The organism is Streptomyces sp. WG7, assembly GCF_049975785.1.
Lineage (GTDB): Bacteria > Actinomycetota > Actinomycetes > Streptomycetales > Streptomycetaceae > Streptomyces.
This window is the reverse complement of sequence record NZ_JBNGGE010000022.1, coordinates 43,052-68,103: the sequence shown is the minus strand read 5'-3', so window position 1 is coordinate 68,103 and position 25,052 is coordinate 43,052. Positions and strand designations below refer to the sequence as shown.

Sequence of the window (25,052 nt, the reverse complement as noted above, 5' to 3'; positions counted from 1 at the left end):
TGGTGTGTGGGAACGGCCGGCACGGGCCTGCCCGGCCCGTGCCGGTTGTGTCACGCAGCGGCGAGGCTACTCCGAGAGCAGTCCGAACTCGACGGCCCTGACGCCTGCCTGGAAACGCGAGTTGGCGTCCAGCGCGCGCATGATCTCCGCGACGTAGCGACGGTAGGTGCGCAGCGACACGTTCAGTTCACGGGCGGCCGTCTCGTCGGTGTGGCCCGCGCGCAGCCGTTCCAGGATGTAGCGGGCCAGTTCGGTGCGCACCCGGGGGCTGAGCTGCAGGTGGCCGGCCAGCGACCGGCCGCGCGACCATGCGCTGGCGAAGAAGAGTTCGAGGGCCCGGACGGTGGCGGCGTCGTAGACGACGGCGGCCGGGGCGGGGCTGCTCTCGGCGGACTGCACGAGTGAGGCGGAGCCGTCGACGACGAGGATGGCGCGCAGTTCGCTGCGGGACACGCGGACCGCGACGCGCTTGTCGGTCAGTCCGGTCAGTGGCGCCAGGGAGGAGTCGGCGACCTCGGCGGAGCACAGCACCCGCACGGTCACCTCCTCGGGGACCTTCGTGAGTAAGCGCACGGTCGTGTCGGTGAACTCGCCGACGTCGTCCAGCATCGCGCACACGGTGTGGCGGGCGGGGCCGATGAGCGACTCGAGGACTTCCGTGATCTGTACCCCGCCCGTGCGCGCCACCGGAGTGGGCAACTCCGCGCGCTGCCGGTGCAGCGAGACCGTGTTCTCGATCAGGGCGCTGGCCTCCAGCAGCACCCGTTCCACATGGGCGGCGTGATCGGCCGGTTCCGGCCGTACCGCACCTGCTGCGAACCCTTGTTCGATCACCGGCTCCGACATGACATCCCCCACGTCTTTGAAGTCCGACCGCCCCCGACGAACCCCGGCGTCATGCCGGTCGTCGCGGCCTCTCCCGCCGATTCCGGCAGGCGGAGCTGCTTTGTAATTTCTCCCGTCACAAAGAAGAAGATCACAAGCAGCCCGACAGTAGTTGACTGCATAAGGCGGAGTCAACCGATCCGCACCGTCGGCGGAATGCGAATGACTGGTCAATCCCAAGGCAGACATCTCGCAAGAATCGGGCCCCGGGACCGGCGCCGATGTCAGCAAAGTGCATCCAAACGCGGAAACGGAGCTTCCAATTTCCGTTACCGTCACACAGCGCAGTGAGGCGCTCACCCATCGCAGTATCCATGTCCGCTAGCGGCCAACCGTCCCACAGAGCGAGCAGGTTCTCGCCTACGGTCACATCGTGAACACACGCAGCACACGAACCATGCGGTGTGCGTGCGCAGCCCCTGCACGGACACCGGACCGCCCCGAGACCCGGCCGGGAAAAAAGTGGACCATACATGCGATTCGCGTCACCCGCTCCGCCCGGCGTCACCGGCACCCAGAAACGGGATTCCAGCGGAACGGAAAAGCTCGCTATTTCCTTGATGTTCAACGAATCCCCGATAAACCGAATCACCTGGCCCGGAGCGGTAAACACGACCCACCGTCCGGCTCGTTTCGGAGTTGCGTGAACGGCCGCGATATCGAGTCGAACAGCGTATGAACTCTGGAGCCGCATCGGCTCCGGATCTTCCCGACGATCACCGCACGCCCCGTCAGCACCCGCCCCGCGTGCCCACCAGGCAAGGGAGACCACCGTGCACACCACGCGTCAGAAGACCATCGCCGACCTCCTGCTGCACGCCGCCCGACACCACCCCGGCTCGGGCGTCCGCCACTGTCTCGGCGGAGCGTCGGCCGGTTTCCTGGACCAGAGCTATGCGGAACTCCGCGACGACGCACTGCGGCTGCTCACCGGACTGCGCGAGCGCGGACTGCGCCCGGGAGACAAGGTCGTCCTGCTGCTGGAGCGCCCCAGGGATTTCCTCACCGCCTTCTGGGCCGCCGTCCTCGGCGGTCTCGTCCCCTGCCCCCTGGCCCCGCTCGGCGCGGACCCGGAACGCGGTGCCGCCCAGCTCCGCCACGTGCACACCCTGCTCGACGACCCCCTCGTCGTCACCGCCGGCCGCGGACACGGCCTGCCGCGGGTGGAGGGCCTCACGGTCGCCGCGCTCGACGAGCTGCGCACGGACCGGATCGCCGAGCCCCACGACGGCGCCCTGCCCGGCGACACCGCGGTGCTCGTGCTCACCTCCGGATCCACCGGGAACTCCAAGGCCGTCATCCTCACGCACGCCAATCTGCTGGCGTCCATGGCGGCGAAGAACGGCCACCAGCGGCTGACCGCCGGCGACACGAGTCTCAACTGGGTCTCCTTCGACCATGTCGCGGCTCTCCTGGAGGGCCACCTGTTCCCGTTGTCCACCGGCAGCCGTCAGCTGCACGTGGAGCCCCGTGTCGTCCTCGGCGATCCCCTGGAGTTCCTGCGGCTGATCTCCCGGCACGGCGTGACGATGACGTTCACCCCCAATTTCCTGCTGGGCGCGCTGCTGTCCGCGGCGGACCGCCTGGACGACACGGAGGAGCGGCTCGACCTGTCCCGGCTGCGGCACATCGTCAGCGGCGGCGAGGCGGTGGTGTGCGCCACCGGCGAGGCGTTCCTCGACCGGTTCGCGTCCCACGGCCTGGCCCGCGACGTACTCTGGCCCGCGTTCGGGATGACCGAGACCTGTGCCGGCAGCATCTACTCCCGAGGGGCCTTCCCCGACGCCGACCGCGGTCAGGAGTTCGCCGGCCTCGGCACCCCCGTCGAGGGGCTGCGCATACGCGTCGCCGACGGCGAGGACCGTGCGCTGCCCGACGGCGAGATCGGCGAACTCCAGCTGACCGGACCCATGATCACGCCGGGATACCACAACAACCCGCGGGCCACCGCCGAGGCGTTCACCGCCGACGGCTGGTTCCGCAGCGGCGATCTGGGGTGGATCGACGACGGCCGGCTGACCCTCATCGGCCGCAGCAAGGACAGCATCATCGTCAACGGCGTCAACTACTTCAGTCACGAGCTGGAGACCACCCTGGAGCAACTGCCGGGCGTGACCGCCTCTTATGTCGCGGTCTTCCCCACGCGCGCGCCCGGTGACGACACCGAGCGGGTCGTGGTCGCGTTCTGCCCGCGGGCCGCCGACGGGGAGACGGACGGAGCCGTCGACGAGGGCACGCTGTACAAGGCACTCGTGGCCATCCGCAACACCGTGGTGCTGCACTGGGGCTTCCGTCCCGCTCTCGTCCTTCCGCTGCCGCGCGAGTCGTTCTGCAAGACCAGTCTCGGCAAGACCCGGCGCGCCCTGATGCGGCGCCGCCTGGAGTCCGGCGCGTACGACGACGTACGGCAGGCCGTGGCCGACCTCACGCTGCGCATGCTGGGCGGCTACACCCCGCCCGCCGACGGCACCGAGCGCGTCCTCGCCGAGATCTACGCCGACATCCTCGGCGCCGACCCCGCCGCGATCGGCGCCGACGCCAACTTCTTCGACCTGGGCGGCACTTCGCTCGACATCCTCCGGCTGCGCAGCAGGGTCGCCCAGCGGCTCGGCGCCGTCGGGCTGGAGGTCATCACCGTGCTGCGGGCTCCCACGGTGCGCAGCCTCGCCCGGCACCTGGCCACCACGGCCCCGGGCCCGGCGCCCTCCTACGATCCGGTGGTGCCGATGCAGACGAGCGGCACCAAGACCCCGCTGTTCTGCGTCCACCCGGGAGTCGGCGAAGTCCTCGTCTTCGTGAACCTCGCCCAGTACTTCACGGGTGACCGTCCCTTCTACGCGCTGCGCGCCCGCGGGTTCAACGAGGGCGAGAAGCCCTTCGCCACCTTCGACCAGATGGTGGACAGCTACGTGGCGGCCATCCGCGCCCGCCAGCCGCACGGCCCCTACGCCGTGGCCGGCTACTCCTTCGGCGGCGCCGTCGCCTTCGAGATCGCGAAGGTACTGCGCGACCAGGGGGAACGGGTCGACTTCGTCGGCAGCTTCAACCTGCCGCCGCACATCAAGTACCGCATGGAGGAACTGGACTTCGCCGAGACGGCCGTCAATCTGGCGTTCTTCCTCGCCCTGATCGACGGCGAGCAGTCCCGCCGGCTGCCCGGCGTGCTGCGCGGGCTGCCGGTCGAAGAGCAGATCGACCGCCTCGTCGGCCTCTTCCCGCCCGACCGGATGACCGAGCTCGACCTCGACGCCGAGAAGTTCGGCACCTGGGCGGAACTCGCCAACGCCCTGACCGATCTGGGCCGCGACTACCGCCCGAGCGGCAGTGTGCCGTCGATGAGCGTCTTCTACGCCACTCCCCTGCGCGGCACCAAGCAGGACTGGCTCGACAACGAGTTGCGCCGCTGGGACGAGTACACGACCGGCCCCAACCGCTACATCGAGGTGCCCGGTGAGCACTACACGCTGATGGGCCCGCGCCACGTGGCGTCGTTCCACACGGCCCTGCGCCGGGAGCTGGACCGCGCCCTCGCCGACGCCGACGCCGCACGCCCGCGGCCGGACGGCACCCGCTGAACACGCCCGCCCGGAACCCCGCACACACACAGATGGAGGAGACAGAAATGCTGAAGGGCAAGAAGATCCTGGTCACCGGCGGCACCGGCCAGGTGGCCCGGCCGGTCGCCGAGGCACTCGCCGAGCACAACGAGGTCTGGTGTCTCGGCCGGTTCGGCGCACCGGACGTCCGGCAGGAACTGAACGAGCGGTCGATCGTCACCCGGTTCTGGGACATGACGGATCCCTCGGGCGGGTCCCTGGAGCGCGTACCCCAGGACTTCACCCACGTCATCCACTCCGCCGTGCTGCGCGGCGACGACGGCGACTGCAACGCCGCCGCGGAGATCAACGCGGTGGCGACCGGCCGGCTGATGACGCACTGCCGAACGGCCGAATCGTTTCTGTATGTCTCGACGGGCGCCCTGTACGCCCGTCGGACCCTCGATCACGCCTACACCGAGAGCGACCGGGTCGACGCGGTCGCCGACTGGCTGCCGGCCTACCCGGTGGGCAAGCTCGCCACCGAGGGGGCGGTGCGCGCCTTCGCCCGGGTGCTCGGCCTGCCCACGACCATCGCCCGCCTCAACATCGCCTACGGGCCAGGGGGTTACGGCGGTGTGCCAATGCTGTACTTCCGGCGCATGCTCGCCGGCGAGGAGATCCCGGTGCCGCTCGAGGGGCAGAACTGGTGCTCCCCGTTGCACACGGACGACCTCGTCGCCCAGGTGCCGCGGCTGTGGCGAGCGGCCGCCGTCCCGGCCACGCTGGTCAACTGGGGCGGGGACGAGGCCGTCGGCATGACGGACTGCGTCCGCTACATGGCGGAGCTGACCGGCGTGCCCGCGAAGCTGGTGCCGAGCCCGGTCACCCGGGAGACGTACCGGTTCGACCCGACCCTGCGCCGGTCCCTGACCGGCCCCTGCACCGTCTCCTGGCGGGACGGCGTACGCCGCACCCTCGAGGCCCACTTCCCCGAGCACGTCCGTCAGCCGGCCCACGTCTGAGGAGCATCGCGTCCATGTCGAACCCCATGCCCGCCGACTTCGCGCCGGACTCCACCACGGCGCCCCCATCACCCAACATCAGCCTGATCCAGGCCGCCTACCGGGCCTTCCACTCCCGTGACGTCCAGGGCCTGCTCGGCACTCTCGCCCCCGACGTGCGCTGGGTCCACCCGGACGGCATGGCCGACTACGAGCTGGGCGGCACCAAGTACGGGCACGACGGCGTACGGGAGTTCCTCGCCCGCGTGCCCCGTGTGCTGGGCGGAATGCGGCTCGAGCCACAAGAGTTCGTCGAGGCCGGAGACCGCGTCGCCGTCTTCGGCGAGCGGTACGTGACCTCCGTGCGGGGCCGCACCGAGCGGATGAAGTTCGTGCACTCCTGGACACTGCGCGACGGCAAGGTCGCCGTCATGGAGGACATCTTCGACACGGTGCTGCTGCACCGCCTCATCGAGAGCTGACCGCTCCGTGGCCGGGGACCGTCCCGCGGCCACCGGCCGGGGCCCGTCGCACGGACGGGCCCCTCAGCTCATGCGCTCCCCCGCCCGCCGCCACACCACGGCGTCCTCGGACAACTCGTCCACCGCGTGGCGCACCTCGGTGATGACCGCGTGGACGGCCGGCCGGTCCAGGTGGCCGCTGCGGACCACCAGGGACAGGTGGCGGACCAGCTCCGGGCCGTCGAGGGCGACCCGGCGCACCGGGCACCCCGGCCGGTCGGGCACCAGGTCCGGCATCAGCGAGACACCCCAGCCGAACGAGACGAGCCCGAGCACGGCGTGGGGGTCGCTGGTGCGGGCCACGACGTCGGGTGCGAAACCGGCCTGGGCGCAGGCGTGCAGCGCGAGGGCGCCGAGGCCGGAGTCCGCGGTCAGTACCCAGGGCTGTCCGGCGTACCCGGCGAGCGTGCGCGGCAGCGGATCGCGGTCCCCAGGGTCTGGATGCGTTCCCGGTGCCGTTCCCTCGGGGCCGACGACCAGCCGCACCCGGTCCCCGACGAGCGGCTCCTCGTGCAGCCCGGCGACCGGCGGGTCCGGCACGTGGTCGTAGCGCACCGCGAGCGCGAGGTCGATCTCGCCGAGCCGCACGGCCTCCCGGGTCCCGCCGACGGGCAGCCCCCGCAGAACGATCCGCAGATCGGGGTGGGCCCGCCGCACCCGGGTCAGCGCGGGCACCAGCATCGCGGGCCCCTCGTGGAACGGGACGCCGACCCGCAGCTCGCCGCTCACCCGCCCGCTCGACGCCGCCAGTTCGGACTCCGCCGCTTCCAGCCCGACGAGGATGCGCTCGGCGTGGTCCACCAGCATCCGGCCCGCCGCAGTCAGGCAGGCCCGGCCCCTCCCCCGGTCCAGCAGCTCCGCGCCGGTCTCCGCCTCCAGTGTCGACAGCTGCTGCGAGACCGCGGACCGCGTGTAGTTGAGGGCCTCCGCGGCTGCCGCGATCGACCCTCGGGCCTGGACCTCGCGCAGCAACACCAGCTTTCGAACGTCAAGCACCTTGTGTCCCGTCAGTTCCGCTAACGCCGGCCGTCGTCGACCACCACGTCGTTCCGCGCGACTCGGGCCCTTCCGATCGCTTGAATGGTGTTGTCTTGTACCTGCTCCTGCACGGAGGAATCGTCCGCGCATGCTCACTCTGCTTCACCTCGACTGCAGCGCGCGCCCCGAATCGGTCTCCGCGCAGATCACGGCGGAGTTCGCCGCGGCATGGCGTGTGGCGCATCCGGAGGGCCGACTCCTCCACCGGAACCTGGCCCGGTGTCCCGTCCCGCACATCGACGGCGCCCACATCGAGACCGTCACCCGGCTGGAGACCGCGGGCATCGTCGAACTGGAGGAGGCGCGGCAGGCGGCACGCACGCTGCCCGAGCGCCGGTCGTGGAGCACGACCTGGAAGCTGATCGACGAACTCCTGCTCGCCGACGTGCTGTTGATCGGTCTTCCGGTGTACCACCTGTCGGTCCCCTCCGTTTTCAAGGCCTGGCTCGACCGGATCGGCGTCCCGCCGCTGTTCGTCTCCCCCAAGACCGGCCGGGGACCGTTGTCCGGCACCCGGGTCGTGGTGGCCACGGCACACGGCGCGGCCTACGGGCAGGACGTGCCGCACGACGACTTCCTGGAGCCCTATCTGCGGGCGGTGTTCCGTGCGCTCGGTCTCGCCGACGATCTCGCCTTCCTGCGCGCCGAGATGACCAAGGCCGGGCACGTGCCCTGGCTTTCCCCGTTCCGGACCGCCGCGCGGGGCTCACTGGAGCAGGCGATCGAGAGCGCCCGCGATGCGGCGCGCCGCTGAGGCCGCGGCCGCGTGTGGCGCCGCCGGGCGGTGGCGTGTGGCCCTGGCAGCGTCTTCAGTGGGTCCGGGACCCCACGAAGTCACACAGTGCGCCGAGGGCGCGGCGCGGCGCCCCGGACGGCAGTGAGGCCAGCGACTCGCGGGCTCCGGTGAGCCGTTCGGTCATCAACGCCCGTGCCCGGTCCACGGCCGGGGACCGCTGCAGGAGGGCGAGAGCCCGGTCGCGGTCCGCGCCCTGTACGCCCCCGGGCCTGCCGAGCAGCCCTCGCAGCTCCTCGTCGCCGGGGTGTGCGTCCTCGAGGGCCAGCAGCATCGGCAGTCCGGCCACGCCGACTTCGAGGTCCTTGCCCTGCTCCTTGCCCGACTCGCCGACGGACGAGGTGATGTCGAGCAGGTCGTCGGATATCTGGAAGGCCACGCCGAGGTGTTCGCCGTACCGTTCGAGTGCCTGGCCCACGCTGTGCGGGGCGCCGGCCTGGACGGCGCCGAGACGCAGGGCGAAGGAGATGAGGGACGCCGACTTGTCGGACACCACCGCGAAGTAGTGGGCCAGGCGGTCCTCCGGCAGGGCGGGTCCGGTGAGCTCCAGTACCTGTCCCCGTACCAGGCGCTCGGACGCCTCGGCCTGCAGGGGTATCGCCTCGGGCGTGAGTCCGGCCGAGAGCTGGGCGGCCTTGGCGAGCAGCCAGTTGCCGGACCGGACGGCGACGGTGTTGCCCCAGCAGGCGTTCACGCTGGCGACGCCGTGCCGGACACGGGCCTCGTCCATGACGTCGTCGTGGTGCAGGGAAGCCGTGTGGACCAGCTCGGACACGACGGCGGCGTCGATGACGCCGGGGCGGTCGAGGTCCCCGAACTCGGCGCCCAGCAGGGTGAGCAGCGGACGGAAGCGTTTCCCGCCGGCGATGACGAGGTGGCCGGCCACGTCGGCGAGCACCGGCACGGACGGCTCGCGCACGCAGGCCAGCAGCCGGTCCTCGACCAGGCCGAGGTTGCGCAGCATGCGTCGCTCCAGCGCCTTCTCCCGGACGGTGAGCCGGGCGACGATGGACCGTCCGCGCACGCGGTCGGTGAGCGCGGGCATCAGGTTTCTCCTCTGGGTCGCGGCCGCCGGGCCGTTCCTCTGCGATCACAACATTAGGAACACGTCCGGGGCCCACCGCAGCGGAAGTGTCAGCTACCGGACAGGCGGCGGGTGCGCGACGACCTGGGTTCCCGGATCACGGCATGCCCGACGGCATCAACCTGCCACACCGCGTCCGCCGCCGGCGAGGGGCTCGTGGTGCCAGTCCTCGGGGCAGGGGCGACCCCCGGAGCGGCCGCCCCTTCGTGGGACGAGCCGGGCGCCGAGCATGCCGGACACCGTTGGGTCCGTCACTCGGATCGATGATCCAAAACGTCCGGTGTGACCTTGGATATACCCTTTGGCGCCCGGTTGCGCGTAGCCTGACCAACTGCTCTCGCACGCAGTGCCGCGATACCGGGTGCACGTCACATCGATCGTTCAGGAGACCCATGCTTCCCCGGATAGCCTCTCTCCCGCCCGTCGCCCTGGCGGGCAGTGCGCTGACCGTCGGCATCGGCGGCCTGTACCTCGCCGGGCTGCTGCTCACCGGCGGTGAGATCGAGGCGGGTACGACGGTGCGCGGCATGGACATCGGGGGCCTGACCCGTGAGGAAGCCACCCGGAAGCTGGAGCAGCACCTGACGGAGGCCGGCCCGCGGAAGCTGGCCGTACAGGTCGGTGACCGCAAGGGCACGGTCGATCCACGGCAGGCGGGGCTCGCCTTCGACATCCGGGAAACCCTGGACCGGGCGACGTCCACCGGCGCCGATCCGGTCAGTGTGATCGGCGGGCTGTTCCGCTCGGGCGGTGACATCCAGCCGGTCCTGCGCGTCGATGAGGACAAGGCCCGTGCCACCCTCGGGAAGCTGGCGAAGACGCTCGACCGGAAGGTCCGCGACGGCGCTGTCTCCTTCGACAGCGGCCGTGTCGAGCAGACCGCGCCGCGCACCGGATACGCGCTGGACGTGGACGCCGCGATCGGCTCACTGCGCGCCTCCTTCCTGCGCGGCGCGGCGGACTCGGTCACGGTGCTGCCCGCACGCGAGACCAAGCCGAGGGTCACGGCGGAAGAGGTGCGACGGGCAGTGCGCGAGTTCGCGCAGCCTGCGATGTCGGCACCGGTCACGCTCACCGCGGGCGGCAAGCGGTTCTCGCTCCCCCCGGCCGTGCTCGGCGAGTACCTGGCCATGCGGCCGGACGACGCCGGCAGGCTCACTCCAGACCTCGACAGCAGGGGCCTGCGCGCCGCCCCCGCGGTGGCCGGCGCCCTGAACGGCCTCCCCACCACGCCCCGGAACGCACGGCTGGGACTCCAGGGTGACAAGGCCGTGGTGACCGCCGACGCCGCACCCGCCGTGGAGGTCACCGACAAGGCCCTGGGCAAGGCCGTCCTGCCCCTGCTCACCGAGTCGGGCACCGCCCGCACCGGCACGGTGGACACGCGGCAGATCCAGCCGGAGGTCACCCGCGAGAACGCGGCCCGGCTGGGTCTCACCGAGAGGATGTCCTCCTTCACCGTCGATTTCGAGCCGGCCGCCTACCGCACGACGAACGTCGGCCGGGCCGTGGAACTCATCAACGGCTCCGTCGTCATGCCCAACGAGACCTGGAGCTTCAACCGGACCGTCGGCGAGCGCACCGAGGCCAACGGCTTCGTCGACGGCATCATGATCTACGACGACCAGTACAGGAAGGCTCCCGGCGGCGGTGTCTCCGCCGTGGCCACCACGGTCTTCAACGCCATGTTCTTCGCGGGCGTCAAGCCCGTCGAGTACGGCGCCCACTCCTTCTACATCGAGCGCTACCCCGAGGGCCGCGAGGCGACGGTCGCCTGGGGCAGCCTCGATCTGAGGTTCACCAACGACTCCGGCAAGGCCATCTACATCCAGGCCGAATCCACCGACACCTCGCTGACCGTCAACTTCCTCGGCACGAAGAAGTACGACGAGATCACGTCGGTCAAGGGGCCGCGCACCGACGTGCAGCAGCCGGAGACGAAGGTGAGCACCGACGAACAGTGCGTGCCGCAGACCCCGCTCGAGGGCTTCGACGTCACCGTGGAGCGAGTTTTCCACAATGACGGCCGGGAAGTGAAGCGGGAGCCGTTCCGCACCCACTACACCCCACGCGACGAAGTCACCTGCGAAGAGACGCCGGGCACACGTCAGCCCTGAAGGACGCGACCCCGTCGGCTTGCCCAGCGAGACATCATCCCGGCCTCGCTCGCCCGTACACCCCCGACCGACCCACGGATGCTACGCGACCACGCACCCGAGAGATTCCTCGCTCACGCCCACATGAGCCCTCATCCATAGGGCGTCCAGTGATCGCCGAACGAGGCCGGCCCCACGGCACCGGCCTGGGCACGGCTTCCGCCGACTGCGCGTCCGCTGGGAACGACGCGGCGACATCCACGAGGCGTTCCCCGGCCTCGCCGTCTGTCTGATCACCCACCGACACGTCCATGGGTCTACCCGGAGCCGAACCCGAGCTCCGGCGGCAGTAGGTGCCAGTTGATGTCGTTGTGGAGCACGTGCAGGATGCCCTGCAGGCACAGCCGGTCATCCATGGAGGTTGCCGGCGCGCACGCTTGGCTGGCAGATCGCCGGTTGGTGCGCCGAGTTCCCGAGAGCCGGGGATGGCGGGCGGGTCTGCCGCACGATCGGGTGACATGTGAACTGGCCTGCCCTGCGGGGCGGGTGTCGTTGTGCCGGAGCCTTGTCCCGAGAAGTCTCGCGGGGATGCCCTGCGGGTCGCGAGGAGCCGTGGTCAGAGCAGCTGGGGCCCCGGCTTCCGCCCGCCGCGCTCCGTTGGAAGGTCGGCGCGAGGAAGGGCGCCGAGCTTGGCCCGGAGCTCGTCGATGGACGGGTGGCCGATTTCGTCGGCGACATCCAGCGCACGGCTCCAGACCACCCGGGCCGCATCGAGGTCTCCGGCGGCGGCATGGGTGTCGCCGAGATGGCCGAGTATTTCGGTCTCGCCATACCGGTCGCCGAACTCTCGGTCGAGGTTGAGGGCCTGCTGGTAGCAGCGGACGGCGTCGGCGTATTCGACGAGGTGGTGGTGCGCGTAGCCAAGACTGTCCCACGCCCCTGCCTCTCCGTGCCGGTCACCGATCTCCTGGTTGAGGGCGACCGCCTGGGCACAGTAGTCGAGTGCCCGCCGGTAGTCGCTGAGCATGATGTGCATCCAGCCGGCGTTGTTCAGCGATCTGGCCTGGCCGGTCCGGTGACCCGTCTGTCGATAATGCGCCAACGCCTGCTCGTTGTGGTCGAGCGCCTCCCGGCTGAGTCCTTTCCGGTCGCACACCCAGCCCAGGCCGCGGTGGGTGTGGGCCTGGCTGACCCGATCGCCCAACCGGCCATAGAGCTCCAGGGCGCGGCTGAAGTGTGCGTGTCCGTCGTCGAGCAGGCCCATCTGGGTGTAGACGCTGCCGAGGCTGCGGTGTGACCCCGCCTGCCGGGACCGGTCTCCGAGCCGCCGCGCCGCGTCCAGTGCCGTGTGCTGGACGGCCGCCCAGTCGTGCCAGTGACCGCGGTAGTCGAAGAACGTCTCCAGGGCCCAGGCCAGCTGCCAGGCGTGTGTGTCGTAGCGGGTGCTGACGGCCAGATCGACCGCGCTGAGCAGTACGGAGTGCTCGGCCATGAACCAGGCCAGTGCCGCACCGTGGTCCGCCGGGTCCTGCGGTGTGACCCCGTGCCGGGCAGCGGTCAGATGGATGCGGTCCCGGTGAGGGTCCAGGCGCCCGGTCGCCGCGTGGGCTGAGTGGAGGTAGAAGTCCAGCAGCCTCAGCAGTGCCTCGCCGCTGCTTTCGGCCGGCTCTTCCCTTGCCCGTTCGGCTGCGTAGAGACGCACGAGGTCGTGCATGCGGTAGCGGCCCGCACCACTCTCCTGGATCAGGTGCGCGGCCTCGAGTCCGCGCAGCAGTGCGCGCGCCTGCGGCACGGGGAGGGAGATGAGGCAGGCGGTGGCGGGCAGGCTGATGTCGGGGCCGGGCGCGAGGCCGAGCAGCCGGAACGTCCGCGCGGCGTCCGGATCGAGCGCGCGGTACGAGGAGGCGAACACCGTTCGGAGATCGGCCGTGAGGTCGCCGGTGTACAAGGCGTCGAGCCGAGTCTGCTCCTCATGGAGTTCTGCGGCCAGCTCGGCGAGGCGGGCGTCGGGGCTCATGATGGCGCGGGCGGCCAGGATGCTGATGGCGAGGGGCAGGCCCGCACAGTGCTCCAACACAGCGGTGACGTCGTCGGGTTCGGCAGCCACGCGACCGGTTCCGAGATACTGGGCGAGGAGGTGGCGGGCCTCGGTGTCGGTGAGCGTGTCCAGGGTGAGGGGGCGAGCGCCGTGGGCGACGGCCAAGCCGGCGAGCCGACTGCGGCTGGTGACGACGACGGTGCACGTGGGGCTGCCGGGCAGCAGCGGAGCGACCTGAGCGGTGTCGCGCGCGTTGTCCAGGACGATCAGCAACCGCTTGCCGGCGGTCAGGCTACGGTATAACGCGGCTTGCGCGTCCGGATCCGCGGGGACGGTCGCCGGATCGGCGCCGAGAGCGTCCAGGAAGCCGCGCACCGCGGTCTGCGGCTGCACTGGTTCCCCAAGAGGGGTGAAACCGCGCAGGTTGACGTACAGCTGCCCGTCGGGAAAGCACTCCAGGTTCTCGTGGGCCCAGTGCAGGGCGAGCCAGGTCTTGCCGATACCTCCCACGCCACCGATCGCGAAGATCACCACGGACTGTGCCTGCCCGGCTGAGGGGCCGAGCAGGCTGTCCAGGAGGCCGAGTTCACGGGTCCGCCCGGTGAACAGCGCGGGCGGCGCGGGTAACTGGCGCGGTACGGGGATGGGCGATGGTGTGGACCGGGTCGCGGGGGCGGCGAGGGCCGGGGCGGCGGTGAGGACCTGCTGGTGGAGTTGCTGCAGAGCCGGTCCGGGGTCGGTGCCCAGTTCCTCCGCCAGTCGCCTCCGGACGGCCTGATAGAGGTTGAGCGCTTCGGCAGCCCGTCCGCTGCGGTACAGCGCGGTCATGAGCTGACCGGCGACCCGTTCGTCCAGCGGATGCTGCTGTGCCCGGGCGGACAGCTCGGGCAGGAGCCGGGCGTGCTCGCCGCGGCGCAGACGGACGTCGGCCAAGTCCAGTTCGGCCGCGAGACGCTCCTGGTGCGCGACGGCGCGCAGCGCGTTGAACCAGGGCGTGTCCGCAGCGGCGAAGGCCTCCCCCCGCCAAAGCCCGAGCGCCCGCTCCAGCAGGTCCACTGCCTGCTCGTCCCTGGGTGCGGCACCGGCTTGGGCGACGAGGCGGCGGAAGTGGTGAAGGTCCACCGCCGACGCGTCGACGGTGAGCAGGTAGCCGCCGGCCTGTCGGGCGATACACACGTCCCGGGAAGCGGGTGCCAGGGCGCGGCGCAATCGGGAGATGCAGCTGTAGAGCGTACCGAGGGCTCGTTGCGGCGGACGGTCCGCCCATACACGGTCGATCAACTGTTTCGTCGGCACCGGACAATTGGCGTCGACCAGCAGGGCGGCCAGAACATGTCGCTGGCGGGGGTGGCCGAGATCCTCGACGAGCAGACCGTCGATGCGTGCCTCGGTGGCGCCGAGTAAGCCGAACTTCACTGTCATCCACTGTCTCCCGTGGATCGCTCCGATGTCTTCCGTGACCGCTCCGAGCTTCAATGCCCAAACGCCGACTTGCGGTTGGAAGGTTCCCCGAAGGTCAGTGCAAGGTCTGTTTCGCACAGTGGTGCTGCGGTTGCCCCTCAGCGCCGGACGGGCGGCCCATCGCGGGCTTCGGTTGAGGAGGCACCGCGGACGCCGGTTCCGCACCGTCCCAGTCCGGTGCCGAAGGAATAAGGAGTCAGCGATGCAGGGGCAGTATCGCGACACGGCGGGACGCACGGGAGCTGTACCTGCCGAAACCGGGGACGCCCGACCGGGAGCGGTGCCGCGCGTCAGGGGTGCCCGACACCTGGGCCTTCGCCACCAAGACCGAGTCTGCCCGGAGCCTTCTCGCCCGGACTCTTACCTCACTCTCGCCCATCGCGGGGCTGACGGCGGACGTTCCCTACGGCCAGGCCTGGCACTTCCGCCGCATGCTCGAGGCGGAGTTGCGGGTCGCCGATTCCCACTGGGCGATCGAGTCCTGCTTCAAGAGCGCGAACGCTCTGCCACCCACGAGGCCGCCGCCCGTAGGGGAAGCACGAAGATGCTCCCTGGTGATCCGGGGGTCTGTGGACAGTCGGAACGTCTGCGAGCGGTGCGGAGCGAGCCCGAAGCCCTGCCGGGTCCGCGAGATCGCAGACTGCGACATGCCGTCGCCGCCGACGCCGACGGAAGCGCTTCGTCACGGGGCGCGGCCCTTGGCCGCGTGACTGCCCACCACATCCCCCACCGCACCCGTCCGGCCCGGGGCCGTCGGTCCCCGGCCGAGAAGCCGGAACCCACTTCGCAGGCCCGGGGGCAGCACATGCTCAGTACTCGTCCTCCGCCTCGCCCGTGACGGCCTCAAGCGGCCGCTGGGCCCCGTCATCACCGGTGGCGGCGCCGGGACCCGCTTCGGAAACGCCACACCACCGTGACTTCGACTCCCTTGCTCCCCTGCACGAGAAGTTGAGAGGTGTTCGCCATGGCCCTGCCCACACTGATCCGGTACCGGATACTCGGGCCCGTCCAGACACGATCCGCCGACGGAGCATGGCACGACTTGCCGCAGGACAAGTGGCGAACGCTGCTCGCAGTCCTGCTGGTCCGGGCGAATCGCGTCGTGTCGTACGAAGAGCTGTACCGGCAGTTGTGGCCGGAGGCGCCACCGGAGAGCCAGCGCAAGCTTGTCCAGCAGTACGTTCACCGGCTCCGCCGGATTCTGGGCGATCCCGGCGGCGAGACCCTGCGTACTCGGGCCGCCGGGTACGAGATGTGCGTGTCCGCCGATGAGTTGGACGCCGAGCAGTTCGAGGGGCACTGCTCGGCCGGCCGGCTGGCTCTCACGATGGGGACGCCCGCCGAGGCCATGGAGCACCTGGGGCAGGCGATGGCGCTGTGGCGGGGGGCCGCGATGTCCGACGTCGTGGATACCCGCGCGATCGCCGCCGAGCGCGTCAGGTTGGACGAGCGGCGGCTCGTCGCCACCGAGATGTGGTTACGCGCGGGGCTGGCCAGCGGTCAGCACGACGTCCTGATCCCCGAGCTCGAATCACTGGTCACCGTGCATCCGCTACGGGAGTATTTCCGGGAGTTACTGATGACCGCGCTCTACGAAACCGGTCGGCGGGCCGATGCGCTCAGCGTCTCCCGGAACCTGCGCCGTGTGCTGAGAGAAGAACTCGGCCTCGACCCCGGTGCGACCGTCCAGCGGTTGGAGCGGACCATTCTGCTCGGGGAGGACGTCAGCCTGCCTCTCTTACGCCCGTCAGCGCGCTCCTGCTCCTGAGTCCCACCGTCAGCGCGTCTCCAGCAGCAGCACGTTCGGGACCCGGTCCGGCATCGCCGCGCGGAGCAGGCCGTAGCCGATTCCGGACAGTCCCATCAGCAGGCCAGGTGTGCTGACGCGGTCCGGCACTCCGGGCCGGAGAACCCCTGACAGCACGTGCTCGGCCATCGCTCGCGCGCACCGGCGTCCCAGCACGGCGTCATCCCCCATGCCGTGCTCGGCGAACCCGCCGAGCGCCGAGTCGGCCATCAGCAAGGTCTCCACCAGGCCGAGGTCTCCGTGGCAGATCGAGTCGTTGCCGACGCCCGCGTACCGGCCGTCCACGATCAGGTCGGCACGGACGCGGTCGGTCGCGATGCGCAGATCCTCGCGTATCAGGTCCTGCCACGGTGACAGTACGGGCAGTCGCAACATCGCCGCACGCGCCAGGCCGATCCCGGTCGCACCGTGACACCAGGCGTTCATGAAGGCACCGGGACCACTGATCGCTCGTAGGTCGGGCCAGTTTCCACGCTCCGGCGAGAAGTGGTGTCGCTCGTAGCTCAGGGCCCGCCCGCACAGCTCGGCGAACCGGTCCTCGCCCGTGACCTCCGCCACCAGGGCCAGCGAGTACGCGATGCCGCTGGCACCGTGCGAAAACCCGAGCAACGCGGGCGCGTCCTCGAACCCGGGGCGCCACGCGCTTCCGCCGGGCACGTGGACCGCCCGGTCCGCGAGTGTCGCACCGGCTGCCTTGAGGGCGTCATAGGTCCGGTCGTCGGGGTGGGCGCGATGCAGGGCGTGGATCGCCAGTGCCGCCCCGGCGGTGCCGCTGATCACGTCGAACACCCTGTCCTCGGCGAACCTCGCGTGGCAGAGCGAGGCGGCCTCCCGGGCCGACTCGACCATCGCGGGTTCCCCGATCACCGTGGCCAACCGGGTCAACGCGTAAACCAGACCGCCGAGTTCGCCATACCCGCCGATCGACAGCCCGGCGACCGAGGGTGCGCCGACACGGAGGTGACGGGTCACCTCGACGAGTTGTTCGGCGAGCTGCTCGGCAGGACGCCGGAACCGCACCTCACCGGTGACCGCCGCGAGCTGCGCCAGGAACAGGGCGATCCCGGGAACTCCGCTGTAGAGATCGAGTCCTGCGTGTCCGACCTTCCAGAAACGATCTCCGACGAAGTTCACCGAGAGCCAGGACGGTGCCTCGCCATCGGAGGACAGGGCGGCTTCGAGCAGCAGGTCGGCAACCGAACACGCGGCGGGGATCGCGAGGCCCGGGTCGATCTCCTTGTCGGGAAGCGGCCTTGCTTCATCCCTGTCGGACTCGCGCGTGGTGACCCTGCCCGTGCCGACCGTGAGCCCGGACATCGACGCACGGATGCACCAGACTTGGCGTCGCAGGTCTGCCGAGGACATCGCGGCGATCCGCGACCGTACCGCCTTGAGCCCGGCGGTCTCCAGAAAATCGCGCGCCACGACGCCGTACCCGTCGTAGAGGTTGGTGGAGGCGGGGGTGGTGTGGAAGGACGGGATGTCCTGATCGGCCAACTGACGTTGCTCGGTGGCGAGCAGTACGTCCCGGTCCGGCACGTCGGTGAACCCGGTGGAAAGCATCTCGAAGAAGATCTCGCGGTCAAGGGAGTCGCGCAGCAGGTCCGGATGCCACGATTCCATCTGGAGACGGGCGTACGTCAGGGTGGGACGCGGAATGAACCGCACCTCCACGTCGCCGAACCCGGCGACAGGGCCCTCGGCGCCGAGGAGGTCGGCACGGTTCGCCTCGATGATCCGGTAGCAGTCGGTGAACCCCGCGGTGAGAGAGTCGAGGTGAGCGAGCGGGTCGACAGGCCGGCCGGCCAGCCGTACGCGGTTCTGCGTCTCCTTCATCTCGCGTCGGTCGCGCACCACCCGCACCTCGTCGGTGCCGCTTGCGACGAACGTGGGCATGCGGCCGGGCGAGAGCTGGCCTCCGCTGCCGGCGAGGCCGCTTATCTCCGCGTCATAGATGCCCTTCTCGTCAATGGTGATCATCCGTTCGGGCAACAGGCCGATGCGCAGAACCGATTCCCGTACGACGCGCGGCGCTTCGCCCAGCATGAGCGGTGCGCGGTCATCGACCACGTCGTCCGTGAGCCGAGGCGGTACCTGGAAGATGGCCTCCAGGTCGACGAGGACGGGGTGCTCCCCGGCCGCTATGACGTTCTCCAGGTGCATGTCCGAACCGCAGAGGGCGTGGAAGAGCGCAAGGTAGGCGCCCTGCCGCCAGAAGAACCGCTCGACTTCGTCCTCGTCGCCGCACGACGAGGTGGCGACGTACTCCACCCAGCCGTACTCGTCCCGGTCCAGTACGCGCAGCGGCTGGAGCCGGTGGTGCAGGCCATGGGCGTTGAACCAGTCGAGCAGTCGATTGAAGTGGACCTCCACGCGAAGGCTGCGTGGCTTGTAGACGAGCTTCTTGCCGTCCGTGAACGTGAGGATGGCGACGGACCGGCCGCCGCGATGGGTGTCCCCGGCTCCGAAGCCGACCTCGCCCAGATCGGCCGGCCCATGCCAACACCCGCCGAAGGTCTCCCGGATTTCGGGCAGATCATTCAGAAGACGCTCGACGAACTCGGCCCGGACGTTCACTGTGGTACGCAGGCAGAGGACCAGTTCCCGGGCAAGCACCGGGTACTCGGCGAGAATCCTGAGTGCTGTCGCCGGTTCGCGGATCTGCTCGACGAACGACGCCATCCGCTCGCCGGGTGTCGTCCCGGTCAGGCGGCCCTCCAGACGGGCAAGGTTCACTTCCAGGACCATGACGGAGACGATCATCTGGAGGAGTCGATCGAGGGGGAACCGCAGCAGGGGGTGGGCGGACGGCAGGCGGCCCTTGTGTCCATGGCGTCCGGACAACTCCTCGATGCGGTTGCCGAGTTCGTCCTGGGCCCACGCGAGCAACGGCGCGATGAGGTTCAGGAACCCCATGTTGCCCAGTTCGGCGTGGGGTTCGTGGTCGCCGACGTCGCCCTGTGGTTCGTCGCCGTGCGTGTGGTCGGCCGACGGGGCACCGATGCCGAGGTCCTCGAGCCGTACGCCCGGGAACCGCTGCCACGCGTCGGAGATCGTGGCCAGCCAGGCCGGCCGATCGGGAACCCGGGAGGCCAGCGACTCGGGCGGCTCGCCCAGCAGCTCCACGATCTGCTCCTCGGTCAGCCCGAGGCGTTCCCAGCGGTCGAGCTGGATGTCTGTACCACGCACGATATGGCCGCCGCGCCATGCCTCCCGTCGCTGCCGGCCGTAGTCCCGCTGCTCCTCGGTGAGGGAGGGTATGCCTCCAGTCCGTTGCGAGCGGGGCAGACCACGCCACCAGGTCGGTGTGTTGAGGGTCGTGTCGAGGGTCGTATCGATCATGTTCTCCGCCTTCAGTGGCTGCACGGGTCCGGGTCGGGCGCGGGGCGGGGTGGACGCCGCCCAGGCGACGCCCACCCCGGTTGTCCGACTGGCTGGTCAGCTGGTCAGCAGCCCCAGCAGGTGACACAGGTCCAGTGGCAGGTGAAGCAGGTGTGGAAGGTCCAGGGCCGGTGGTCCCCGCCGAGGATGTCGGCGAGGTCGGTGTCGTCGCCGATGGCGCCGATCGTGCCGACCGGGTGGGCCGGCAACGCCGCGAGGTCGGCGTCGTCGAGGGTGGCCCGGAAAACCGGGTCCTTCCAAGCCCTTGCGACAGTGCTCATGATTGTTCTCCGATCAGTGCTCGATGAGGAACGATCGCGCGGCGAGAGGCCGCGATGACGAACCGGCAGTGGGAGCCGAACTCATGACCAGGCAGGCGAATCGGGCCCGCCGACTGCCGACGGGACCACATTCGGCGGTCGCCACCCGGCCGGTCAACAGCGGAAGAAGCTCTGCTACCCGCAGCGAACCGACGCCGAACCAAGCGGAAACCACCAGGTCAACGCCGACCAACCACCGGAAGGCACGCTGAGCGTGTGGGAACCCGTCCCGCCATGCGACAGGACTCGCACTGTCGGCCACAGACCCTGTGGTCAGTCGTGCAGCCAACGAGGAGGCAGAGTGCCGCGCGTCCCAGTGATCGTGCAGATGAGCAACACCGAGTGCGGGCCGAGTTGTCTCGCCATGGTGCTCGGCGGCCTCGGCCGCGCGACAAAGGTGGGGGAGCTGCGTGCGCACTTCGCGGTGGGACGCGACGGTACGAGCGCCCTCCGCATCATCGAGGTGGCCCGGAACTACGGGCTGACCGGGCGGGGACTGCGCGTGAACGCAGCAGGGCTTGCCGAGATCCGCCTGCCCGCCATCGCCCACTGGGGCCAAAACCATTTCACCGTGCTGGAGAAGGTCGGGTCGCGCCGGATCCGGATGGTGGATCCAGGACGTGGCCGGCGGTCGCTGACCCACGAGGAGTTCTTCGCGGAGTTCTCAGGCAGTGTCCTCGAATTCGCCCCGGGCGACACGATGCAGCGTCGGCGCCGTCGGATTCGCGATCACCTGGCGCTGCGGTTCCTGCGCGACCTGGTGAGACTCGCCCCGTACTTCATGCTGCTCGCGGTCGTGCTCTCGGGCCTGGTGCAGGTACTCGGTCTCACCTCGGCCTGGGCGACCAAGTACGGCGTGGACACCCTGGTCGGACAGGGAGCGGACACACTGCCACTGTTCGCGATGGGCATCGGTGCGTACGTCGTGACCCAGACGCTTGCCTCCCTGTCCCGGGGGATGGCACTGCTGGTACTGCAACGACGTCTTGACGGCAGCCTGGGCGAGCGCTTCATGACCCATCTGCTGGGGTTGCCGTACACCTACTTCCAGACCCGCGGTGTGGGCGATCTGATGAGTCGACTGAGTAGCAACATGGCCGTGCGCGACATGCTGACCTCGCGGCTCGCCTCCTTGCTGCTGGACAGCCTCTTCGTCGTCGTCTACTCGGTGCTGCTGGTGGCGATGAGCCCTGCGCACGCGGCCGTGGTCGCGGTGGTGGCCGGCGCCCAGGTCGGCATCGTGCTGCTCACCGTCCGGCCGGTGCACGAGCGTGCCCAGCGTGAGCTGGCCGCCGATGCCAAGGCGCAGACCAGCGCGGTCGACGCGCTGGCCGGTGCGGAGTTCCTGAAGAGTTCCGGACTGTCCCACCGGGCGTTGCGGCGCTGGGTGGAACAGTTCACCGAATCGGTGCGGGCGGGGTTCCAGCGGCGGCAACTGGACCTCGTCAACGAGTCGGCGATGGGTGTGTTCCAGGTCGCCGCGCCGCTCGTACTGCTGATCCTCGGGATCGTCCAGGTGAACGCGGGGCGGATGTCCCTGGGCACCATGCTCGGCCTCAACGTCTTCGCGGCTCTGTTGCTCGCACCCGTCGGCCAGGTCATGGGGGCGCTGCGCTACCTGCAGACGATCGGCTCGCACCTGGAACGCATCTACGACGTCCTGGACGAAGAACCCGAACCGACCCGTTCGCAGGAGCGGGGGCCGGTAGCACTGTGTGGCGGGATCGAGTTGCGCGGGGTCGGCTTCCGGTACGACCCCGGCGCGCCCCATGTGCTCGAGAACATCGACTTCCGCGTGACACCCGGCTCGAAACTGGCCATCGTCGGCTCCACCGGTTCCGGCAAGACGACACTGTCGCGGCTTCTCACCGGGCTGCTGCGACCGACCGCGGGAACGGTCCTGGTGGACGGCCGTCCGCTGGACGACTACGACCCCGAGGCGCTGCGCCGACGCTTTGGCGTGGTCACCCAGTTTCCGTACACCTTCGGCGGGTCGATCCGGGAGAACCTGACGCTCGGCCGCCCCGACGCCAGTGACGCCGAGTTGTGCGAGGCGCTGGGCAAGGCGCGCTTTCTGGAAGATCTGGATCGCATGCCGATGGGTCTCGACACCGGCGTGGGTGAGGGCGGCGGTGCGCTCTCCGGTGGCCAGCGTCAGCGCCTGGCGATCGCGCGGGCCCTTCTCGCCGACCCCGATGTGCTGTTGCTGGACGAAGCGACCAGCCACCTGGACACCCTGACGGAGGCGGCGATCGCCGCAGAGCTGTCCGCCATCGGCTGCACGCGCGTTGTGATTGCGCACCGGATCAGTACGGTGAGCGACGCCGACCAGATTCTGGTTCTCGACCACGGCACGATCACCGAGCGCGGCGATCACCAGGAGCTGATGGCGTTGGGCGGACGATACGCCGCGTTGGTGCACCAGCAATCAGCACGGCTCACAGGGCGCGCCGCACGACTCGAGACGGATGGCTCATGACGTGGGCTTTCAGCCAGCACCGAACCAACACGGGAGTCGGCACCGCGCCGCCGGATCACCCCGAACCACGCTTCCCGAGCAGCGGTCGTCTCGGCCGCCTCTGAGCCCCTGAACCACCCTTCCCTGAGCCAGCATGGTGGCCGCGCACGCCGTCGACGCCCAGCTCGGCTACTACACGTCGGTCGCCGGCCTCGGCGCCTCCCCCGACGACGTCACGATCGACGGTGCCGTACGCGTCGAGGGCCGCGGTGACGCCCTCACCAACTTCTGGCGGTCGGCCGAGAACCTCTCGATCACCCCGTCCGGAGGCACCAACCGGTGGGCCGTGTCCCAGGCGTCGCCGCTGCGCCGGGTGCACGTCCGGGGCGATCTGGAGCTGCACACGGCCGACTACGACTACGCCAGCGGCGGTTACATCGCCGACACGAAGGTCGACGGCACCGTCGACGCGACGACCCAGCAGCAGTACTACACGCGGGACAGCACCATCGGGGCGTGGACCGGGTCCGTGTGGAACGAGGTCTTCTCCGGGGTGGACGGGGCGCACCCGCAGTCGTTCCCGCACCCCCAGATGACCACGCTGGCCACCACTCCCGTCAGCCGGGAGAAGCCCTTCCTCACCATCGACGACAGCGGCGACTACTCCGTCTTCGTGCCGTCGGGCCGCTCCTCGTCCTCCGGGACCACCTGGTCGGGCGGACGCACCGCCGGCATCTCCGTTCCACTGGACAAGTTCTGCATCGCCAAGCCCGGTGACAGTGCCGCGGTCATCAACACCCAGCTCGCGGCGGACAAGAACCTGCTGCTCACGCCCGGCGTGTACCGGCTGTCCCGGCCGCTGAACGTGGCACGGGCGAACACCGTGGTCCTGGGGCTCGGCTTCCCCACCCTCGTACCGAGGGCCGGCACCGCGGCGCTGCGGGTGGGCGACGTGGACGGCGTGCGCGAGGCCGGCCTGCTGGTCGACGCGGGCAGCGCGAACAGCGCCGACCTGATCCGCATCGGTGCCGGGGGCAAGACCTCCGTACGGCACACCGCGAACCCGACATCGGTGCACGACGTGTTCTTCCGCATCGGAGGCACGACGGCGGGACGGTCCGCCAACAGCCTGCTGGTCAACAGCAACGACGTGCTCCTCGACCACGTCTGGGCCTGGCGCGCCGACCACGGCGCGGGGGCCGGATGGACGACGAACCCCGCGGCGACCGGGTCACGGCGCTCGGCCTCTTCGTCGAGCACTACCAGAAGCACCAGGTGGTGTGGAACGGCCAGAACGGCCTCACCGTCTTCTACCAGAGCGAGATGCCCTACGACCCGCCTTCACAGGCCGGCTGGATGAGCTCACCGACTGTCGAGGGCTACGCCTCGTACAAGGTGGGCGCATCCGTCACCAGTCACCAGGCATGGGGGCTCGGCGTCTACTCGTACTTCAATCAGGGACAGGACGTGCACTCCGAACGGGCCGTCGAGGTCCCGGACCGCACCGGCGTCGAACTGCACGACCTGGTCAGCGTCTTCCTCGCGGGCAAGGGCGGCATCGACCACGTCGTCAACGACACCGGAGCCGCGGTGACGGCCGGCGGGGACACCGCCTACGTCGTCGACTACGCGGGAGGAACACCGACCGTCACCACTTCCAAGAAGGGTGTCTCCGCGATCACGTCGACCGGTGACGCCGCGAAGCTCGGCGCGCTCGGCAGCTCCTGGTACTACAACTGGTCGACCAGCGGGGCGAAGGCGGGCGGCACCGAGTACGTGCCCATGGCCTGGAACGACGCCGCCCTCACCGACGACACGGTGCGGACACTGAGGACCGGCGCCGACAACGGCGACTATTCCGCCCTGCTCGGCTTCAACGAACCCGACCTGGCCGACCGGGCGAACATGACGGTCGAGCAGGCGCTGGACGCGTGGCCCGAGCTGCGGTCGACCGGCCTGAGGCTGGGCAGCCCCGCACCCGCGAACTACTGGAGCGGATGGCTGGACGACTTCATGGAGGGTGCCGCGGAGCGCGGCCTCCGCGTCGACTTCATCGCCCTGCACCTGTATCCGGACTGGACCAACCCCGGCGCCCTGGAGGAGGTCCGCGGCATCCTCGCCGACGCCTGGAACAAGTGGCACAAGCCGATCTGGCTGACGGAGATAGGCACGGTCGACACCTCGGCCTGGAAGCCCATGTACGACACGCCCACTCACGCGAAGGCGGACGGCCTCATCCAGAAACTGGTCCCGCTGCTGGAGAGCCTGCCCTATGTCGAGCGCTACGCGTGGTTCGCGGACGACTGCGCCAAGACCACCACATGCCAGTACTCCACGCTCTACGGCTCCGACGGCAGACTCACGAGCCACGGCGCCACCTACGCGGCTGCCGGACCGGTCGGTCCCACCAGCCGATTCCGGCTGGTCAACAAGGCACAGCCGACGCTCGCCGTTCACACGACGGGAGAGTCGTACGACGGCGGCGACGGCTTCAACGCAGCCGTCACACCCGCCTCGTGGGGCTGGGACCAGCAGCGCTGGAACCTCACGGAGACCGGTGACGGCCACTACACCGTGACGAACGTCGGCAACCCGAGGCTGAGGCTGCCCATGACGTCCGACGCCTAACC

General features: G+C 70.0%; 16 protein-coding genes. 10 read left to right on the top strand and 6 right to left on the bottom strand.

Annotated features, from left to right (window positions below; all coding sequences use genetic code 11):
• Positions 1 to 66 precede the first annotated feature (66 nt).
• Complete coding sequence (locus tag ACP4J0_RS21975) at positions 67 to 846, bottom strand: DNA-binding response regulator (protein WP_426600366.1); 780 nt, start codon at positions 844 to 846, stop codon at positions 67 to 69.
• A gap of 812 nt (positions 847 to 1,658) precedes the next feature.
• Here ACP4J0_RS21975 and ACP4J0_RS21970 point away from each other — a divergent pair.
• The 3 genes from ACP4J0_RS21970 to ACP4J0_RS21960 are packed head-to-tail and all read left to right on the top strand — an operon-like array spanning position 1,659 to position 5,907.
• Positions 1,659 to 4,460, top strand: a complete 2,802-nt coding sequence (locus ACP4J0_RS21970) for an AMP-binding protein (RefSeq protein WP_426600365.1) — start codon at positions 1,659 to 1,661, stop codon at positions 4,458 to 4,460.
• Between the two features lie 47 nt (positions 4,461 to 4,507).
• Complete coding sequence (locus ACP4J0_RS21965) at positions 4,508 to 5,446, top strand: NAD-dependent epimerase/dehydratase family protein (RefSeq protein WP_426600364.1); 939 nt, start codon at positions 4,508 to 4,510, stop codon at positions 5,444 to 5,446.
• Positions 5,447 to 5,460: 14 nt separating this feature from the next.
• Positions 5,461 to 5,907, top strand: coding sequence for a nuclear transport factor 2 family protein (locus ACP4J0_RS21960; RefSeq protein ID WP_426600363.1), 447 nt, complete (start codon positions 5,461 to 5,463; stop codon positions 5,905 to 5,907).
• Positions 5,908 to 5,970: 63 nt separating this feature from the next.
• Here ACP4J0_RS21960 and ACP4J0_RS21955 read toward each other — a convergent pair whose 3' ends face one another.
• Positions 5,971 to 6,942: a LysR family transcriptional regulator gene (locus ACP4J0_RS21955; RefSeq protein ID WP_426600362.1), complete on the bottom strand. Its 972-nt coding sequence runs from the start codon at positions 6,940 to 6,942 to the stop codon at positions 5,971 to 5,973.
• Positions 6,943 to 7,072: 130 nt separating this feature from the next.
• On the opposite strand from ACP4J0_RS21955, the gene ACP4J0_RS21950 reads away from it, so the two are divergent.
• Complete coding sequence (locus ACP4J0_RS21950) at positions 7,073 to 7,738, top strand: FMN-dependent NADH-azoreductase (protein ID WP_426600361.1); 666 nt, start codon at positions 7,073 to 7,075, stop codon at positions 7,736 to 7,738.
• Between the two features lie 55 nt (positions 7,739 to 7,793).
• Here ACP4J0_RS21950 and ACP4J0_RS21945 read toward each other — a convergent pair whose 3' ends face one another.
• On the bottom strand, positions 7,794 to 8,822 hold the full coding sequence (locus tag ACP4J0_RS21945) for a polyprenyl synthetase family protein (protein WP_426600360.1): 1,029 nt from the start codon (positions 8,820 to 8,822) through the stop codon (positions 7,794 to 7,796).
• A 431-nt stretch (positions 8,823 to 9,253) separates the two neighbouring features.
• Here ACP4J0_RS21945 and ACP4J0_RS21940 point away from each other — a divergent pair, with 431 nt between their 5' ends.
• Complete coding sequence (locus tag ACP4J0_RS21940; RefSeq protein WP_426600359.1) at positions 9,254 to 10,978, top strand: VanW family protein; 1,725 nt, start codon at positions 9,254 to 9,256, stop codon at positions 10,976 to 10,978.
• A gap of 595 nt (positions 10,979 to 11,573) precedes the next feature.
• Here the strand turns inward: ACP4J0_RS21940 and ACP4J0_RS21935 are convergent.
• The gene (locus ACP4J0_RS21935; protein WP_426600358.1) at positions 11,574 to 14,417 is read right to left on the bottom strand and encodes a BTAD domain-containing putative transcriptional regulator; all 2,844 of its coding nucleotides are present in this window, start codon (positions 14,415 to 14,417) and stop codon (positions 11,574 to 11,576) included.
• Between the two features lie 227 nt (positions 14,418 to 14,644).
• Between ACP4J0_RS21935 and ACP4J0_RS21930 the strand changes: the two genes are divergently transcribed.
• Together ACP4J0_RS21930 and ACP4J0_RS21925 are read left to right on the top strand one after the other, a co-directional pair.
• Positions 14,645 to 15,166: a transposase gene (locus ACP4J0_RS21930; protein ID WP_426600391.1), complete on the top strand. Its 522-nt coding sequence runs from the start codon at positions 14,645 to 14,647 to the stop codon at positions 15,164 to 15,166.
• 254 nt (positions 15,167 to 15,420) lie between these two features.
• Entirely contained in the window at positions 15,421 to 16,224 is an 804-nt protein-coding gene (locus ACP4J0_RS21925; RefSeq protein ID WP_426600357.1) for an AfsR/SARP family transcriptional regulator, read from the top strand.
• A gap of 9 nt (positions 16,225 to 16,233) precedes the next feature.
• On the opposite strand, the gene ACP4J0_RS21920 is transcribed toward ACP4J0_RS21925, so the two are convergent.
• Positions 16,234 to 19,605 carry a type 2 lanthipeptide synthetase LanM family protein gene (locus ACP4J0_RS21920; protein WP_426600356.1) on the bottom strand — a complete coding sequence of 1,124 codons (3,372 nt, stop codon included), beginning with the start codon at positions 19,603 to 19,605 and terminating at the stop codon, positions 16,234 to 16,236.
• Between the two features lie 104 nt (positions 19,606 to 19,709).
• Positions 19,710 to 19,925 (bottom strand): mersacidin/lichenicidin family type 2 lantibiotic, encoded by a 216-nt coding sequence (locus tag ACP4J0_RS21915; RefSeq protein WP_426600355.1) that lies wholly within the window; start codon positions 19,923 to 19,925, stop codon positions 19,710 to 19,712.
• A 253-nt stretch (positions 19,926 to 20,178) separates the two neighbouring features.
• On the opposite strand from ACP4J0_RS21915, the gene ACP4J0_RS21910 reads away from it, so the two are divergent.
• From ACP4J0_RS21910 to ACP4J0_RS21900, 3 genes are all read left to right on the top strand, one after another.
• Positions 20,179 to 22,443, top strand: coding sequence for a peptidase domain-containing ABC transporter (locus ACP4J0_RS21910; RefSeq protein WP_426600354.1), 2,265 nt, complete (start codon positions 20,179 to 20,181; stop codon positions 22,441 to 22,443).
• Between the two features lie 133 nt (positions 22,444 to 22,576).
• Positions 22,577 to 23,782, top strand: coding sequence for a hypothetical protein (locus tag ACP4J0_RS21905; RefSeq protein WP_426600353.1), 1,206 nt, complete (start codon positions 22,577 to 22,579; stop codon positions 23,780 to 23,782).
• Entirely contained in the window at positions 23,746 to 25,050 is a 1,305-nt protein-coding gene (locus tag ACP4J0_RS21900; protein ID WP_426600390.1) for a glycosyl hydrolase, read from the top strand. Before ACP4J0_RS21905 ends, ACP4J0_RS21900 begins: the two co-directional genes overlap by 37 nt.
• Positions 25,051 to 25,052: the final 2 nt, after the last annotated feature.

What these genes read in the sequence shown, in the direction of transcription:
- ACP4J0_RS21975 (WP_426600366.1), bottom strand. Translation starts at nt 846, where the DNA reads ATGTCGGAGCCGGTGATCGAACAAGGGTTCGCAGCAGGTGCGGTACGG.
- ACP4J0_RS21965 (WP_426600364.1), top strand. Translation starts at nt 4,508, where the DNA reads ATGCTGAAGGGCAAGAAGATCCTGGTCACCGGCGGCACCGGCCAGGTG.
- ACP4J0_RS21960 (WP_426600363.1), top strand. Translation starts at nt 5,461, where the DNA reads ATGTCGAACCCCATGCCCGCCGACTTCGCGCCGGACTCCACCACGGCG.
- ACP4J0_RS21950 (WP_426600361.1), top strand. Translation starts at nt 7,073, where the DNA reads ATGCTCACTCTGCTTCACCTCGACTGCAGCGCGCGCCCCGAATCGGTC.
- ACP4J0_RS21945 (WP_426600360.1), bottom strand. Translation starts at nt 8,822, where the DNA reads ATGCCCGCGCTCACCGACCGCGTGCGCGGACGGTCCATCGTCGCCCGG.
- ACP4J0_RS21940 (WP_426600359.1), top strand. Translation starts at nt 9,254, where the DNA reads ATGCTTCCCCGGATAGCCTCTCTCCCGCCCGTCGCCCTGGCGGGCAGT.
- ACP4J0_RS21935 (WP_426600358.1), bottom strand. Translation starts at nt 14,417, where the DNA reads ATGACAGTGAAGTTCGGCTTACTCGGCGCCACCGAGGCACGCATCGAC.
- ACP4J0_RS21925 (WP_426600357.1), top strand. Translation starts at nt 15,421, where the DNA reads ATGGCCCTGCCCACACTGATCCGGTACCGGATACTCGGGCCCGTCCAG.
- ACP4J0_RS21920 (WP_426600356.1), bottom strand. Translation starts at nt 19,605, where the DNA reads ATGATCGATACGACCCTCGACACGACCCTCAACACACCGACCTGGTGG.
- ACP4J0_RS21915 (WP_426600355.1), bottom strand. Translation starts at nt 19,925, where the DNA reads ATGAGCACTGTCGCAAGGGCTTGGAAGGACCCGGTTTTCCGGGCCACC.
- ACP4J0_RS21905 (WP_426600353.1), top strand. Translation starts at nt 22,577, where the DNA reads ATGGTGGCCGCGCACGCCGTCGACGCCCAGCTCGGCTACTACACGTCG.
- ACP4J0_RS21900 (WP_426600390.1), top strand. Translation starts at nt 23,746, where the DNA reads ATGCCCTACGACCCGCCTTCACAGGCCGGCTGGATGAGCTCACCGACT.